We start from the raw sequence: 15,416 nt of genomic DNA, 5'->3' as shown, positions 1-15,416 counted from the left end.
TTATGGATCACCAAACATCATCATTATTAAGTCGTTTTATTGATGCGTGTGCGTTTCAACTATTACGTTTTCGTAAAAGTTTAGGGATATTATTCACCCTGGTGACAATCCTTGCCAGCTATTCAGCGCTCAATACCCACTTTAGTACAGGTTTCAATAAGCTCATTCCGCTAAGTCATGACTACATGAAAGCGTTCCAAGATCACGGTAATACATTTACCGGCAGTAACCGGGTATTAATCAACCTAGCTTGGCAAGGCGAAGGCGATATATTCAATGCTGAATTTATGAAGGCATTGCAAAAAGCTACTGACGAAGTGTTCTTCACACCAGGTGTTAACCGTACCACGGTACGCTCTATTTATACCCCAGAGGTCCGTTACATTGAAATCAACGAATTTGGTTTTACTGGTAACGTGGTGATCCCATCGCGGTTTGTTGCTGATGAAGAGGGTCTAAAGCAAGTTCGTTCTAATGTCTATAAATCAGGTCAAATCGGTAAATTGGTTGGCAATGATGTACGTTCAGCCTTGATTCAAGCGGAGTTGCTCGACGTAGACCCGAAAACTGGTGAGCGTATTGACTACGCTGAAGTTGCCAGTCATCTCGAAAATATCCGCAGTCAATTTGAAAGCGCAAATATTGAAGTGAACATTATTGGTTTTGCTAAAGTGATGGGCGATGTTATGGAAGGTTTAACATCGGTACTGATGTTTTTCGTGCTAGCGTTTGTGATCACTTTTTTATTACTGCTTTGGTATTCAAAGTCATTAAAATTAACCAGCCTAGCAATTGTTGTCGCCTTATTACCGGTTATTTGGTTATTGGGTATTTTACCTGTGATTGGCTATGGTATCGATCCAATGTCGGTTCTGGTGCCATTCTTGATTTTCTCGATCGGCGTCTCACACGCCGTTCAAATGACCAATACTTGGAAGCATGATGTGTTGATGGGCGAAAGCTCACAGCAAGCGGCAGAAACCGCATTTAAAAAGCTCGCCATCCCGGGTATTGTAGCATTGCTTGCCAATGCGCTTGGCTTTATGGTGATCATGATCATCGATATTCCGATTGTTCACGAGTTAGGGGTAACGGCGTGTTTAGGCGTGGCGTTGATGATCATCACCAACAAAATGTTTATGCCGATTTTGTTATCTCACTTAACTCTTGAGGCAAAGGTTCGCAAAGCAGACGCAAAAGATCATGATAAACACCCCATTTGGTGGCGCTTATCTGCATTGACTGAATCGCGGGCCGCGAGCTATTCGATAGCGGTGATGTTATGTTTACTCGCACTAGGTACTTGGCAGTCACGTTTTTTGTTAACCGGTGATATTGGTAGCGGTGTACCAGAATTACACAGTGATTCGCGCTATAACTTAGATAACGACAAAATAACTCAGTCGTACGCAATTGGCATGGATGTGTTGTCGGTTTATGTTGAAACGGGTGATCGCGAACAAGCGTGCTTAGATTGGGATGTCATGAATGCGGTCGATCGCTTTGACTTTTACATGCGTGGTGTTGATGGTGTGCAGTCGGTACAAACCGTTGCGGGTATGGCGAAACTGTTTGTTGGTGGTAACAATGAAGGTAATCCATTGTGGAGTACCTTGCATCGCGACCAAAATGCCTTGCAAGCGGGTTCGCGAGCGGCATCACCTGATAATGGCCTGAATGATAGCAGCTGTAACGTCATCAATATGATGGTGTTTTTAAACGATCATCAAGATGCGACCTTGAAGCACGTTGTTGGCGAAATCAACCATGTTTTAGCGCAAATTGATGTGCCGGGTGTGACATTTCGACTGGCTGGGGGGAACGCCGGTGTCGCCGTTGCAACCAATATTGCGGTAGAGAAAGCAGAAGCGCAGATGTTAATCTCTATTTTTGCCGCCATCACCTTGTTGTGTTTAGTCACATTCCGTTCATGGCGTGGCGTATTATGTGTTATCACGCCACTGATGCTAGTGTGTATTTTGTGTAATGCCTTGATGGCAACCTTAGACATTGGCTTAAAAGTTGCGACCTTGCCAGTGATAGCCTTAGGAGTTGGCGTTGGTGTTGACTATGGTATTTACCTGTACGAAACCATGCAATATAAACTGCGTCAAGGTTTTGCATTACGTGATTCGTTCTACGAAGCGATGCGTCTGCGTGGTACGGCAGCGGTATTTACCGCGGTTACCATGTCGATTGGTGTTGGTACTTGGGCATTTTCAGCACTGAAGTTCCAAGCCGATATGGGCATCTTGCTAGCGTTTATGTTCTTGGTGAACGTATTAGGTGCGATATTCTTGTTACCGGCATTGGCGTACTTCTTGCGAGTAGGCGCAAAATCGACGGTAGCGAAAAACGCCAAAGAAGCAAATGTGCAAACGGCGCAGGCTGCGTCTTAATTATATAGCGCAATAATGTAGAGTAGCGCGTATAGACGCTAAGCTTCACATTAAAACCACAGTATAAAACAGTAAGATAAAAGCGTAAGTTGGTTGTTGCCACTTACGCTTTTTTTATAAAACTGATGTTCTAAATTTGAGTAAATACTCTTATTTTAAATTTTGCGTGGTCTTTCCATAACCCTTGAATAATAAGGGTTTTTTAGTGGTTCATTCGATGTCGCATTGACTGTTTTTTACCTCGTCCATTAGGACGATGTTAGTGCTAGCAATAGTCTTCATTCTGGCATAATCCAAATAACAGTGAGAACGACTATGAACTCATACAGCAAAGCTTCTACGCCAGACGAAGCCGCGGGATTGTTAGACAATACCCCAAAAGTTAACTGGCGCACCCATTTCACCCTTGCTTTACTTGCCTTAATTTATGTCTTTTCGTTTATTGACCGTAATGTTATCGCCATTGTTATGGAGCCCATTCGCCAAGAATTTGGTGTATCTGATACGGTGATGGGCTTTTTATCTGGTATTGCTTTTGCGAGTTTATATGCCTTGATCAGCTTACCAATGGGACAGTTGGCTGACAAAGGGGTTAATCGTCGTAATATCATAGCCGTGTGTTGTTCGCTATGGAGTTTAGCGACCATGGCGTGTGGTGCTGTTGCCCAGTTTTGGCAGTTAGTGATTGCACGTATGAGCGTTGCCGTTGGTGAAGCGGGGGGGATGGCTCCTTCTGTGTCTATGGTGTCAGATTTATATCCGAAAAATCGTCGCTCGTTAGCCATCAGTGTGATGATGCTAGGGCCTCACATTGGTTTGTTAGCCGCCATGGTGCTTGGTGGTTACATTGCCCAAACCTATGGCTGGCGTTATGTGTTTTTTGTTTTCGGTGTCCCGGGTATTTTATTAGCCGCATTATTGTATTTCTTTACCAAAGACCCTCGTCAAGCGTCCAAGCAAGCGGTTAGCGAAACTAAACCCGTAGAACAAGCACCGCTGCATCAACGTCTCGCTAATATTATTAAAATTCCAGGCATGTTTTGGGTCTGTATGGGCAGTGGTTTTGCTGGCCTTGCTGGCTATGGCTTTGGTATTTGGGTGCCAACGTTTATGGTGCGCCATTGGGACGTCTCGCTTACTATCGCCGGTTTATCATTCGGTTTAGCCAGTGGTGTTTTTGCTGCTTGTGGCTCGATTTTTTCTGGTTGGTATTGTGATAAGCGCACCAGTAAAGATCAGCGTTGGCAGATGTTGTTACCGATCATCGGTATTGTGGTGAGTTTTCCATTTGGTATTGCCTTTTTATTCGCGCCGGCGGATTTAATGTGGCAAGTCGGTAGCCTTGCTATCCCGGGTGCGATTTTCTTAGTGGGTGTCTTTTCATTCTTTAATAGCTGGTGGCCAACCTTATCGTACGCTGCCGTGAGTCATTTAACCACGGACGATCAACGCGCGACAGGCGCAGCGCTATTGAACTTGTTTGTGACCTTATGTGGTGCCGGGTTAGGTCCATTTTTAACAGGTGTGTTAAGTGATGTGTTTTCATCACATGGTGAGGCAAAAGGATTAGCAATCGGCTTAGCGATCACCTTATGTTTCTTTTTAGTTGCTGCTATCTGCTATGCCGTTAGCGTGCGTGGTTACGTCCAGCGTATCAAGCAATTACAGCAGTAAAATCGGTAAAATTTTAAATAGTCCATACTGACTATGTGGTTATTAATGAATTCACGCAGAATGGACGACAGAATATCAATAGGAGAGATAACCAATGGCTACAACCAAAGATTATAATCTTGGGGAGTTCACCTATCCTCGAGGCTGGTTCATGATTGCCACCTCTGAACAAATTAATACCCACAAACCTGTGGCGTTAACGTTTTTCGGTCGCGAGTTTTGTTTATACCGTGGTCAAGAAAGTGGTAAAGCCATTTTAATGGACGCTTATTGCCCGCACATGAAAACGCATTTAGCGGCGCCTAACGATACCTCATACGTTATCATTGATGGCGGCGGTACGAACATTGAAGGCGACGGTATCCGTTGTCCATATCACGCATGGCGGTTTAACGCCAAAGGCGAGTGTGATGATATCCCATACCACGATGGTCCAATTCCAAAAACGGCGTGTGTAAAAACATGGCCTGTTGAAGAAAGCCTTGGTGCGATCTGGATTTGGCATGATCCTGAAGGTGGTGCGCCAGACTACGATCACCCAACATTAGCGCAATGGGATGAGCCAGATTGGGTTCAGTGGACGTTTGACGATTTAGGTGAGCTAGAGCATCACCCACAAGAAGTCATTGATAATATTTGTGATTATGGTCATTTATCACCAATTCATGGTTCGACCGTACAGCGTTACGAAAACGAATTTAAAGGTGTTTATGCAACGCAACGTCAATGTGGTCCACACCGTACGTTAGTGGGTGAAGACGGCGCAAGTCCAATTTTGCATACCATCACCACCTACAACGGTCCAGGTGTACTGATTTCTGATTTAACTGGTTATTATGAGTCGGTTCTGATGATTTGTCATACCCCTGTAACAGATGGCAAAGTACACGTATGGCATGCATTGTTGGTCAAATCACCATCAGGCAGTGCGAAAGTGACCACCCAAGATAAGATCGCAGCGGCACAGTTCCAAGAAGCAAGTCGCTTAGCATTTGCACAAGATTTTGAAGTGTGGACCAACAAAGAAGCGTGTTTAAACGGTTTGTTCTTACCAAGTGACGGGCCATTTATGAAAGCACGTATTTGGTACAAACAGTTCTATAACCCACGTGCTCGTCAACAAGAGTTCTTGGATAAATGTGAAGGCGTATACGTACCAAGAGGCGCAGAGCCGTATACGATTGAAGAGTAATTCGTAACGCTACCGTTTAGATGTAAAAGCCAAGCTTAAGCTTGGCTTTTTTGTGCCTTGTTTAAATAAAACAATGACTTAACTAATGCATTTGTAGTATGTCGATTAAAACCTGCACGAATAACATGGTTAATTGAATAAATATTATTCGGTATTTATGCCTTGGTAACAGGGATAAAACATTCATGGGGAAAGTAGGAAAATACTATGCATAACTATAATGTGTTGAGCTTGTCAGTGGCACTTGCCCTTGGCAGTGTGACAATGGCCCACGCAAACGAGGAGCAGGCGCCGGTCAATGAAAACGGTAAGCTTGAAGTGATTGAAGTAACGGCACAAAAACGCGTGCAAAACTTGCAAGAGTTACCGACGGCGGTCTCTGTATTTAATAGTGATTCGCTTGCTGAAAAAGGTGTTACCGATGTCGAAGATTTGAGTGTGTTTGCACCTAATGTGCAAATTTCAGAAGCGCCGGGTGGCAGTAATACCGCAACCATCGCTATTCGTGGCTCGGTAACCATTAATCCCGCGATTACTTGGGAGCCCACGGTAGGCGTTTATGTTGATGGCGTATTCGTGTCAAAAAATGTTGGTGGCTTATTTGATGTGGCAGCCATTGATCGCGTAGAAATTTTACGTGGCCCACAAGGCACACTTTACGGAAAAAATACCATCGGCGGGGCGATTAATATTGTTACCCGTCAACCAAGTGGCGAATTTGAAGGTGAAGTTCGCTTAGGTGTTGGTAATTATGGCCTTAAAGATTATTATCTAACGGCAAACTCTGCGACGATTAATGACAACTTAAGTTTTAGCATTACCGCCAATAAAAAACAGCGTGATGGCTTTCAAGACAACCTGTCAATGAACTCAGAGGTACATGAGTTTAAACAATTGGACTCTACGGCACTGCGTTTTGCGGCCTTGTATGAACCTCGCGATGATTTGACCTTGCATTATACCTTCGACAGCAGCGATAAAGACCTAACGCCACCGATGGGGCAAGTCAATATTCCTGCAATCATGCCTGATGACAGCAAAGAGCGTAAAGATAGTGCGGCTCTCGATGGCGTTCAGTACGATCGCTCAAAAAGCTCTGGTCATGCGTTGACCATCAGTTGGGATGTAAATGATAGCGTCACGTTAAAGTCGATTTCTGCAACCCGTGATATCGATTACGCCGATGGTAATGATTATGATGGCTTTGACTTGTTAGGTTTTCATACCTTACGAGATGTAGAGCACGAGCAGTTTTCGCAAGAGCTGCAACTGTTGGGGAACTACCAAGGTATTAACTATGTAGGTGGCTTATTTTACCTTGATGAAGAATCAGACGTATCTAACCCGTTTATCTTAGGTTTTGGTACGGTGAACAACTTCTATGGTATTGATGCACAGTCGATTGCTGCCTACGTTCATGCCGATTATAAGATCAGCGATAAAATCACGGTTGCCGGCGGTATTCGCTGGACTGAAGAAGAAAAAGATTTCTATGTTGAACATCCGGATGATTTTAGCCAGTTTTGGTTCTTCCCATTACCATACACCACAGCCAGTGATACTTGGACCAACGTGTCAGGTATGGCGTCGGTGTCGTATGAGTTGAATCGTGATGCGCAAACCTACGTGAAAGTATCACAAGGCTGGAAAGCGGGTGGTTTTAACGGCGAAGCAGCCAACCCTGAGCTTGCCACTAAGCCGTATGAAGACGAAGAAGTTGTCGCATACGAATGGGGAATCAAGTCACGATTATTTGATGAGCGTTTGCAAGCCAATATAGCCGCTTTTTATAACGATGTAACTAACTTACAAATGTCTGAGTTCTTAGGTGCTTATTCAGATATTCAAAATGCGGGTTCAGCGAAAATTAAAGGCGTTGAGCTTGAGACGATATTGGCGATAACGGATAACCTAACGGCTAACTTTAACTTCAGTTTATTAAGCTCAGATTATCAAGAGTTTATTACCTATAACGTATTTACCGGTGAGCCAAATGATGTAACCGATAGCGCTGAGTTTCCATACAGCCCCGAGCAAAAGTGGTCGCTAGGGTTAAACTACGAGCGAGATGTGGAATTCGGTTATTTACGTGCATCGGTCGATTACAGCTATGTTGGTGATCATTTTGCCTTTCATAACCAACCATCGGCGGATTTCACTCGAATTGAAAGCTATCGCATCGCCAATGCTCGCATAACCGTAGAGGACATTGCCGGTAGCGCGTTTACGTTATCACTGTGGGGGCAAAATATCTTAGACGAAGAATACCGCATTAATGGTGTGCCGATGGCCGATGCAACAGGTACCTTTATTGGTGGTATTAATTACTATGGTAACCCAGCAACGTATGGTTTAGAGCTCAGTTACGGTTTCTAAGCGAATAGCGGATAGGGTCCTGTAGGATAGGCTACGATTGATGCTTTTACAGCAGATACTGTAAACGTAAACCTATGTTAGGACGAGACACAAACAGATAAAAGGCTATGCATAATTGCATAGCCTTTTTTATGTCTGCTTAATGTCATCGATGTGCTCTGCACCGGCTACTTTTGTATGTGAGGAGCAAGTTGAGTCATTGATAACCCCTGATGCGAAGTGGGTAAATTTCGATAGGGCATAGCAATATGAGCTTACATACGGTCTTTTATAGGGTCTTATAGCGATGATGAGAGCATAGGCTAATAACTAGAGCCTACTCCACATAAGTAATTGATAACAGAGTAGAAAGGTGCCATAAAAGCTGTCCTTTGGATTCGTTTAAATGCATTTTTTCATTGTTACTTGCTCTGTGCGTAGAATAACTATGCGTATCACAAGTGCCGCGATAAAAATGCATTTAATTCGAACAAAATTTAACCCTGAAAGATCAACACGCTCTAGATAGCGGCTAAAGAAAAAGGCTACGCAATTGCGTAGCCTTTTGTGTCGCTAATAGCGATTAACCCTTAGCTTAGAACGACCACTTAACCGATAGTGACAAGTTGTCACGATCTGATAGTGGTTTTTGCTCTACAGGGTTCATACCGGTGCTACCTAAGTAGTCTAGGTATTTTATGCTAACTTGCACTTCCGATACCGGGTGAGTGAAGGTTGCACCAATGCTAAAGCGTTGATCACCTTTACCACCAACACCACCAGTGATGGTGCGGCCTTTGAGCTGGTTTGAATAAGCCACAGGAATCGACAAATCCCAACTATCAGTAATCGCAGGGTAAGCGAAGTTTACTGATGCACTAAATGCGATGCCTTTGTCGGTATAAAACAGCTTGTTTGTTTCCGGAATAAAGCCCATTGTCAAACCTTGTGGATCGAGTGTACCGTTCTCAACATTGTCGATTTGTACGTACGATACTTCAGACGTCAGGGTGGTGTTCGCCGTACCTAGCATACTACCAAAGTTGTAGATAGAGTTGAGGTTGAACTGGCGAATATCTGAACGCACAGGCGTTGGGATATACGTCGCATCTTCATCGGCACTCATCGCTGGAATAAAGGTGTTAACCATGGTCGGTGCACCTTGCTTTAAAGTAAACTCACCAGCGATTGATGCCGCGCCTGTGATGGTGGTAAAGGTTGCACCATATAGGTCAATATCATCGAAGTAATTCACTGCGTATGAACCTGGTACATACTCAGGGAAGCCAAGCATAGGTAATGGCTGCGGGTAAGTTTCGCCGGTAAAGCCAAGTGGCTCAATAACGGGTAACGGAATACGCGAGTCATAGTTCAAGTAATAAACACCGACTTCGGTGCTTAAACTTGGACGGTAACGTACGCCAACACCCCATTGGCCGCCGTCAGGCTTTTTGTCAGCTTGACGCGGTGCAAAGCCACAAAACTCAGCAGGAACACCTAGCTCTGCTGGAAAACCGAATGTTTCAGCCGACATTGGTTGCAAGCAGTATGCACCGTTACCCACCGCTTCACTGGTACTCATGTAAGAGCCCGGCGTTGATACTAAGGTTTCATGGAAATCAAATTGGTAATGCGCCAAAATTGAAAGGTCCTGGTTTACCTCATATTGAACAGAAATCTGTTCTTCAGGTAACAAGATATCACGTACTTCGGTGCCTGGAACCGACGCTTTAATGGCATCTGATGGGCCTTGTGCAAGCGACATGCTCGGGAAGAACAACGCTTCACCCCATGCTACTACGTGGCTACCAACACGGATATCCATGAAGCCTTCGTCACCAACGGCAAAGTTAGTGTAAGCATACGCATCAAGTAAGCGAGAATAGCCACCGTGATAACGTTTTGTTTCCGAAGAGAACTTATCGTCGTGGTAAACGTCATCGTAGAAGGTCGAGCCGGTTAATACCACACCGTAGCCATCGCCTTGTAAATAAGTTTCAAACAAAAAGCTTAAGCTGTTGTTGACCAGATCACGCTTATCAAAATTGGCATTACCAGAAGATAGGTTGTCTTCATCTGGGCTACCAGAGCGTACCGCAACAGAATAGTTTAATGTACCTTTGTAGCTAAGCGTCAGACCATCTGCGATCTCAATTGGTTCGCCGGCAAACGCGGGAGCACATATGGCGCTACTAAGCGCGGCTGCTACTAATGTCTTATTATAGTTTTTCATTACAGCAATCCCTTATTAGTGACTCATACGACGCAGTGACGCTGGCGTAAAGATTTTCTCATCAAGATCGTTAGTGTTTAACACGTTACCGCGTTCTTGATCTTGGGTTAGTGCATAACCTACGTAACCGCCATTTACTAAGTCGTGGTAGAAAGAGCTACCCGCTTCGTAAGACTCTGCATCAAATGCGTAGTAGTAGTTTATGTAAGCGTGTTGTACTAGCTCATCACGAGTGTCGTAAAAGTCTGAGATGATCGCATGATAGCTATCTTCATCTAGGTATAAAGTACGACGTCCGTAACGGTGGCGGTAGCCTTCTTTAAGCTTACCTTCGAGCACCCACACACGGCGTAACTCATAACGCATAAGCTCTGGATTGGCGTGAGATTTACCTAACACATCATCCAATGTCACTTTTTCTTCATGAATTTTGAATGCGTTTGCAGGAATATAAATTTCTTTTTTGCCAACGAAAGACCAATTGTAACGCTCCGGCGAACCATTCATTAAGCGATCTGAATCGATGGTCATTTTACCTGACGTTGAACCTAGTGCGGTGTCAAAACCGTATTCTGGTAACTGACGTACGCGACGAGTACCTGGGTTATAAGTCCATGCTAGACGCTTACTTTGTGCAAAGTTATTTGGCTCAACAGAAACCGTTGCGTTACCACGGTTACGAGCAGGGCGGATAACCTTAGTGATACTTTTTGCCATGATTTCGCCGTAAGGCTTGCCAATGTCTTCAGGACGCAGGGTTAAGTTAATACCTTTGAAATCTTGAGTACCCCAACTGATATCACCATCAGAATCAACTAGAGCAACATCACGCACACCATAGTATGAAAATGCACGGTATGGGAAGTTATGGTTGGCTAGCAATTGCATTGGTTGTGCTGGATCAGGAATAGGGAACGGTACCGCACCCATGTAACCAGTGAAACCAAAGCCATTATCAACAAGAACGGCTTCTTGGGCATTCTTCTTAGCTACGTCACAGACAACATCTGGGTAGCGAAAATCGCGATGTCCTGGGTAAACAGGGATTTCAAACGTTTCAGGATAACGCTCAAACATGGCAACTTGACCAGGGGTTAATTTATCCTGATGCTCTTTGTAGTTGGCCGCCGTAATGGTTAAACGAGGCTTTTCGTCAGCATATGGGTCAACCGGGTGTTGACCTACATTTGGCGTGTATTCGATACCTTCAGGGGTACCTAGCCACTTACCGGTATATGCTGGAATGGTGCCATCGGCGTTGGCTGCAGCTTCTGCACCCACACACGTTAGCTCATTACCTAACTTACTTATGTCTTCTTTGCTCGCTTGTGCAGCCGCGGTGTTCATAAAACATGGCGCTACAGCAAGTGCAATAATGAGTTTGTTGAATTTCACTTGAGTCTCCTTTGAATATGCTTGGCTGCGTTACATGCCGCTATTTGTTATCAGTATTTGAATAATGCGATATATAAACTGTTAGCAACCTAAGCTCATTCTGAATGGTTTATTTTTAGACGAATCGTCTAACAGGACTAGGTTAGAAGGGTTTAGTCCGAGTTGACGATGAGTGGATCTTTAATGCGTTGTAATAATGACGGCAAAACAAGAGGAGTCATTATGCATACCCCATCATATGTAGAAGGTCATGGCCTATTAAAAGGCAAGAGTGTTCTTATTACCGCCGCAGCGGGTTCTGGTATCGGCTTTTCGGCCGCAAAAAAAGCAGCCGAAGAAGGTTGCCGTCACCTTATCATCAGTGATATTCACCCAGAGCGCTTAGCACAATCTGTAGAAACCATTAAAGCTGAAACCGGCTTAGAAGCGGTTTTAGGCTTTTGTTGTGACGTTACCCAACAAGAGCAAGTGGATGAGTTAGTTGCGTTTGCGGAAAAAGAATCAGGTGGTATTGACGTGCTTATTAATAACGCCGGTTTAGGTGGTAGCACAAAACTTGTCGATATGACCGACGCACAATGGCACAAAGTTATTGATGTATCACTAACTGGTACGATGCGGATGATGCGCGCCATACTACCGCACATGGAACGTCGTAATAGTGGTGTGATTGTAAACAATGCATCGGTATTAGGCTGGCGAGCACAGCAAGAGCAAAGTCATTATGCCGCTGCCAAAGCGGGTGTTATGGCATTAACGCGCTGTGTCGCAATGGAAGTTGCTGAGTCGAACATTCGCATTAACGCGGTAAGCCCGAGTATTGCGATGCACGACTTTTTGAAAAAATCAGCACCAGAGTCATTGTTGAATAAACTGAGTCAGCAAGAAGCGTTTGGTCGTGCTGCTGAGGTTTGGGAAATCGCCAATATTATGATGTTCCTAGCCAGTGATTACAGCAGTTACATGACCGGCGAAGTCGTATCGGCAAGCAGTCAAAGGGCGTAACAATGACTGTTGTATTTACTAAACCACAAGAATTGTTAGAGCACATTGGTAAAGACTTAGGTCAAACCGAATGGTTGGACATTGAGCAGTCCCGAATCGATTTGTTTGCTGAAGCCACCGGCGATCATCAATGGATCCACGTTGACCCAGAAAAGGCTGCCAAAGGTCCGTTCGGTGCTTGTATCGCACACGGTTACCTAACACTGAGCTTAGTGAACTACTTTTTACCACAACTGATAGACGTGCAAGGCGCAAGCATGGGCGTTAACTACGGTTGTGATCGGGTGCGTTTTCCTAACTCAGTAAAAGTTGGAGCCAAGGTATCAGGCCATGGCGAAATCGTAGATGTCGCAGAAGTTAAAGGCGGTATCCAAGCCACCATTCGCGTCAGCGTATTAGTTGAAGGTGAGACTCGCCCTGCGTGTGTGGTCGACACCATTTCCAGATATTATCCATAGTTAATAGGATTCATTATGAGAGAAGCAGTTATCGTATCAACCGCTCGCACCGCCATTGGCAAAGCGTTCCGCGGTTCGTTAAATGATACCGAAGCCCCAGCAATGGGCGGCCATGTAGTAAAGCATGCATTAGAAAAAGCCAATATCGCACCGCACGAGGTTGACGACGTGATCATGGGCGCAGCAGCACAACAAGGTACCCAATCTTATAACTTAGGACGTTTGTGTGCCGTTGCCGCAGGATTACCTAGCTCAGTAGCGGGCATGGCAATTGAGCGCCAATGTTCATCGGGCTTAATGGCGATTGCTTCGGCGGCTAAAAGCATTATCTGTAACGAGTATGATATTGCCGTTGCCGGTGGTCTAGAATCTATCTCGCTAGTACAAAACAAGCATAAAAACGTCTACCGTAACCAAGCAAAAATTGTTAAAGAAAACGACCCGCATGCTTACATGCCGATGATTGAAACTGCCGAAGTGGTTTCAAAGCGTTACGGTATTAGCCGTCAAGAGCAAGATGAGTACAGTTTGTTAAGCCAACAGCGTACTGCATTTGCACAAGAAGCAGGCGTGTTTAACGATGAAATCGTACCGTTTACGACCACCAAAGCCGTGTTTGATAAAGAAACCAAAACCACCAGTTATGAAACGGTTACCCTAGAAAAAGACGAGTGTAACCGTGTAACGACGACACAAGAAAGCTTATCCAAACTAGAGCCAGTATGGTCTGGTGGTGAGGTGATCAATCAAGGTGAGTTCATTACAGCGGGTAACGCATCACAATTATCTGACGGTGCGTCAGCGTGTGTGGTAATGGATGCAGAGCTTGCCAAACAAAAAGGCATTGAACCACTAGGTTACTATCGTGGTGTTGCGGTTGCCGGTTGTGAATCAGACGAAATGGGCATTGGTCCTATTTACGCCGTACCTAAGTTACTTGAACGTCACGGTTTAACCGTAGACGATATTGACCTGTGGGAGCTTAACGAGGCGTTTGCATGTCAGGTATTACACTGTCAACGTGAATTAGGTATTCCAATGGACAAGCTAAATGTGAACGGTGGTGCAATTGCCATTGGTCATCCATTTGGTATGTCAGGCTCGCGTATGGTTGGTCACGCGCTACTCGAAGGTAAGCGCCGTAACGCCAGGTACGTTGTTGTGACCATGTGTATTGGTGGCGGCATGGGCGCGGCAGGCTTATTTGAAGTCGCTTAGTTGTACTAAGCAGTAACAGCAGTGGTTGGCGAGCGATTGATACAAATACACGTTAATGAGTCGCTAAGCCAACCATAAACAAATGCCTGTAGCCCTTATGAGAAAATAAATAACGACGAACGACAACAAAACACTGTTTACCCCCAAGATTTCCCTCTGTCACGTATACAAGCGTTGTCATAGTCTTTATAAAAAGGAAACCTGTTTGTAGGTTTCCTTTTTTCTATTTATAGCGTTGTTGAAATGGTTCAGGGTAATCAAATATTTCTATATCTAGCAAAAGGTTACTAAGTTTGATACTAATGTATTAGCAATCAAAATGAGTAACTTATGAACTTTTAAACGGATAGAGAATTAAGGAGCGTTATGGTCAATCATAAGGAATGCATAATGTGCTTCAGTGAGATAGACAGTCGTGCCAAAAAATGTCCTCATTGCACATCATTACAAGCGAAGTTTTCAAACTTGGAAAATAGCCCCATACTGATTGGTTTGGTAGGGCTATTCATTCTTGGAATATTTTCTTTTACTTACTATGAGACCTTTTATGTAAAGGAATTAGAGGAAAAAGCACTCAAAGAATTGCAAGTTACGGTAGCAGAATTAAGTACGAAAGTTGAACAAGATGGACTTTATGTCGCGTGTTTAGGTGAAATAAACAATAAATCTGATTTCAGCTTTGAAGATGTGAAGTATCATGTCAATTTGTTCTCTCCCAGTGAAGAACTAGTTGATACCTTTTCAATAACAGATGAAGAAATTAAACTAGCGTCAAACACCTCAACCAATTTTAGGGTTCGTGGGATTGCTCAGAAAAGTGCTGAAGCTTACAGTCAATGCCAAGTGACCATCGCAGATGCATGGGGGCGCAGCTAGCGTTGCAACACGTCAATCTTCACGACGTTAGTAGCGTTGAACATTTTATTATGGTCTTGATAGGCTGACGGCTGGTTTTCAAATACCAAGCGTCAGCCTGAGCGACGAAAATTTTCTCCCTAAGCTAATTAACCAGGAGCACTCCATGTGGTCAATTACATGGCGGTATTTACTCGCCGTTATCTTTGTATTTATTCTTACGGCTTTTGCATCTCAACAGTTGGCGCTGTTGTTGTTGGTTGAACAGGAGCGCTATCAACCGAGTGCCTTCTGGCTATTAGCGGCGCTTTTCGCCATGTTGTTTAGCGTTGTCACACCCAAAGGGTTAGCGCATGTGATTTTTGCAAAGCGCTTAGGTTTCGCTTCGCAATTATGGCGTGGCATAAATCAAAGTTTTATTGCGCTATTTTTATGTTTAACGATAGTGGGGTTGTTCGCTCAACTGATATTAGCGACTGAACTTTGGGGTTACTATAAGCTTTATTTTCAACCTGCGTTGCTTGTATTGTGGCCTGTTGTTGCAAGCTATATGCTCGATAAACGACATCATGAGAACATGCAGTAAGCGTATTATCTTAGCGAGAAATTGCTAGCGTAAGCGAAAGCAAAAG

General features: G+C 44.3%; 11 protein-coding genes. 9 read left to right on the top strand and 2 right to left on the bottom strand.

Annotation, left to right across the window (positions count from 1 at the left end):
- The first annotated feature begins 2 nt into the window (after positions 1–2).
- The 4 genes from ACAX20_RS08855 to ACAX20_RS08840 all read left to right on the top strand — a co-directional run bounded on the left by ACAX20_RS08855 (position 3) and on the right by ACAX20_RS08840 (position 7,641).
- Positions 3–2,399 (top strand): RND family transporter, encoded by a 2,397-nt coding sequence (locus ACAX20_RS08855; RefSeq protein ID WP_371185532.1) that lies wholly within the window; start codon positions 3–5, stop codon positions 2,397–2,399.
- A gap of 315 nt (positions 2,400–2,714) precedes the next feature.
- The gene (locus ACAX20_RS08850) at positions 2,715–4,073 is read left to right on the top strand and encodes a spinster family MFS transporter (RefSeq protein WP_371185530.1); all 1,359 of its coding nucleotides are present in this window, start codon (positions 2,715–2,717) and stop codon (positions 4,071–4,073) included.
- 94 nt (positions 4,074–4,167) lie between these two features.
- On the top strand, positions 4,168–5,265 hold the full coding sequence (locus ACAX20_RS08845) for a Rieske 2Fe-2S domain-containing protein (protein ID WP_371185528.1): 1,098 nt from the start codon (positions 4,168–4,170) through the stop codon (positions 5,263–5,265).
- A gap of 207 nt (positions 5,266–5,472) precedes the next feature.
- The gene (locus ACAX20_RS08840) at positions 5,473–7,641 is read left to right on the top strand and encodes a TonB-dependent receptor (protein ID WP_371185526.1); all 2,169 of its coding nucleotides are present in this window, start codon (positions 5,473–5,475) and stop codon (positions 7,639–7,641) included.
- Between the two features lie 574 nt (positions 7,642–8,215).
- Here the strand turns inward: ACAX20_RS08840 and ACAX20_RS08835 are convergent.
- Together ACAX20_RS08835 and ACAX20_RS08830 are read right to left on the bottom strand one after the other, a co-directional pair.
- Complete coding sequence (locus tag ACAX20_RS08835; RefSeq protein WP_371185524.1) at positions 8,216–9,853, bottom strand: DUF1302 domain-containing protein; 1,638 nt, start codon at positions 9,851–9,853, stop codon at positions 8,216–8,218.
- Positions 9,854–9,868: 15 nt separating this feature from the next.
- Positions 9,869–11,248: a DUF1329 domain-containing protein gene (locus ACAX20_RS08830; protein WP_371185522.1), complete on the bottom strand. Its 1,380-nt coding sequence runs from the start codon at positions 11,246–11,248 to the stop codon at positions 9,869–9,871.
- Between the two features lie 222 nt (positions 11,249–11,470).
- On the opposite strand from ACAX20_RS08830, the gene ACAX20_RS08825 reads away from it, so the two are divergent.
- From ACAX20_RS08825 to ACAX20_RS08805, 5 genes are all read left to right on the top strand, one after another.
- On the top strand, positions 11,471–12,253 hold the full coding sequence (locus ACAX20_RS08825) for an SDR family oxidoreductase (protein ID WP_371185520.1): 783 nt from the start codon (positions 11,471–11,473) through the stop codon (positions 12,251–12,253).
- Between the two features lie 2 nt (positions 12,254–12,255).
- A complete protein-coding gene (locus ACAX20_RS08820) occupies positions 12,256–12,711 on the top strand; it encodes a MaoC family dehydratase (protein ID WP_371185519.1) in 456 nt (151 codons plus the stop codon).
- Positions 12,712–12,726: 15 nt separating this feature from the next.
- The gene (locus ACAX20_RS08815; protein WP_371185517.1) at positions 12,727–13,929 is read left to right on the top strand and encodes an acetyl-CoA C-acyltransferase; all 1,203 of its coding nucleotides are present in this window, start codon (positions 12,727–12,729) and stop codon (positions 13,927–13,929) included.
- 390 nt (positions 13,930–14,319) lie between these two features.
- Complete coding sequence (locus tag ACAX20_RS08810) at positions 14,320–14,805, top strand: hypothetical protein (protein ID WP_371185515.1); 486 nt, start codon at positions 14,320–14,322, stop codon at positions 14,803–14,805.
- Positions 14,806–14,950: 145 nt separating this feature from the next.
- Complete coding sequence (locus tag ACAX20_RS08805) at positions 14,951–15,370, top strand: hypothetical protein (RefSeq protein ID WP_371185514.1); 420 nt, start codon at positions 14,951–14,953, stop codon at positions 15,368–15,370.
- The last annotated feature ends 46 nt before the right edge of the window (positions 15,371–15,416 follow it).

It is taken from the genome of Thalassotalea sp. Sam97 (assembly GCF_041379765.1).
Taxonomy (GTDB): Bacteria; Pseudomonadota; Gammaproteobacteria; order Enterobacterales; family Alteromonadaceae; genus Thalassotalea_A; species Thalassotalea_A maritima.
Note: the sequence above shows the minus strand (reverse complement) of the source record. Positions and strands in the feature narration are given on the sequence as shown.

Bases quoted from the DNA above. Each gene is read 5' to 3' on its own strand.
- ACAX20_RS08855 (WP_371185532.1), top strand. From the start codon at position 3: ATGGATCACCAAACATCATCATTATTAAGTCGTTTTATTGATGCGTGT.
- ACAX20_RS08850 (WP_371185530.1), top strand. From the start codon at position 2,715: ATGAACTCATACAGCAAAGCTTCTACGCCAGACGAAGCCGCGGGATTG.
- ACAX20_RS08845 (WP_371185528.1), top strand. From the start codon at position 4,168: ATGGCTACAACCAAAGATTATAATCTTGGGGAGTTCACCTATCCTCGA.
- ACAX20_RS08840 (WP_371185526.1), top strand. From the start codon at position 5,473: ATGCATAACTATAATGTGTTGAGCTTGTCAGTGGCACTTGCCCTTGGC.
- ACAX20_RS08835 (WP_371185524.1), bottom strand. From the start codon at position 9,853: ATGAAAAACTATAATAAGACATTAGTAGCAGCCGCGCTTAGTAGCGCC.
- ACAX20_RS08825 (WP_371185520.1), top strand. From the start codon at position 11,471: ATGCATACCCCATCATATGTAGAAGGTCATGGCCTATTAAAAGGCAAG.
- ACAX20_RS08820 (WP_371185519.1), top strand. From the start codon at position 12,256: ATGACTGTTGTATTTACTAAACCACAAGAATTGTTAGAGCACATTGGT.
- ACAX20_RS08815 (WP_371185517.1), top strand. From the start codon at position 12,727: ATGAGAGAAGCAGTTATCGTATCAACCGCTCGCACCGCCATTGGCAAA.
- ACAX20_RS08810 (WP_371185515.1), top strand. From the start codon at position 14,320: ATGTGCTTCAGTGAGATAGACAGTCGTGCCAAAAAATGTCCTCATTGC.
- ACAX20_RS08805 (WP_371185514.1), top strand. From the start codon at position 14,951: ATGTGGTCAATTACATGGCGGTATTTACTCGCCGTTATCTTTGTATTT.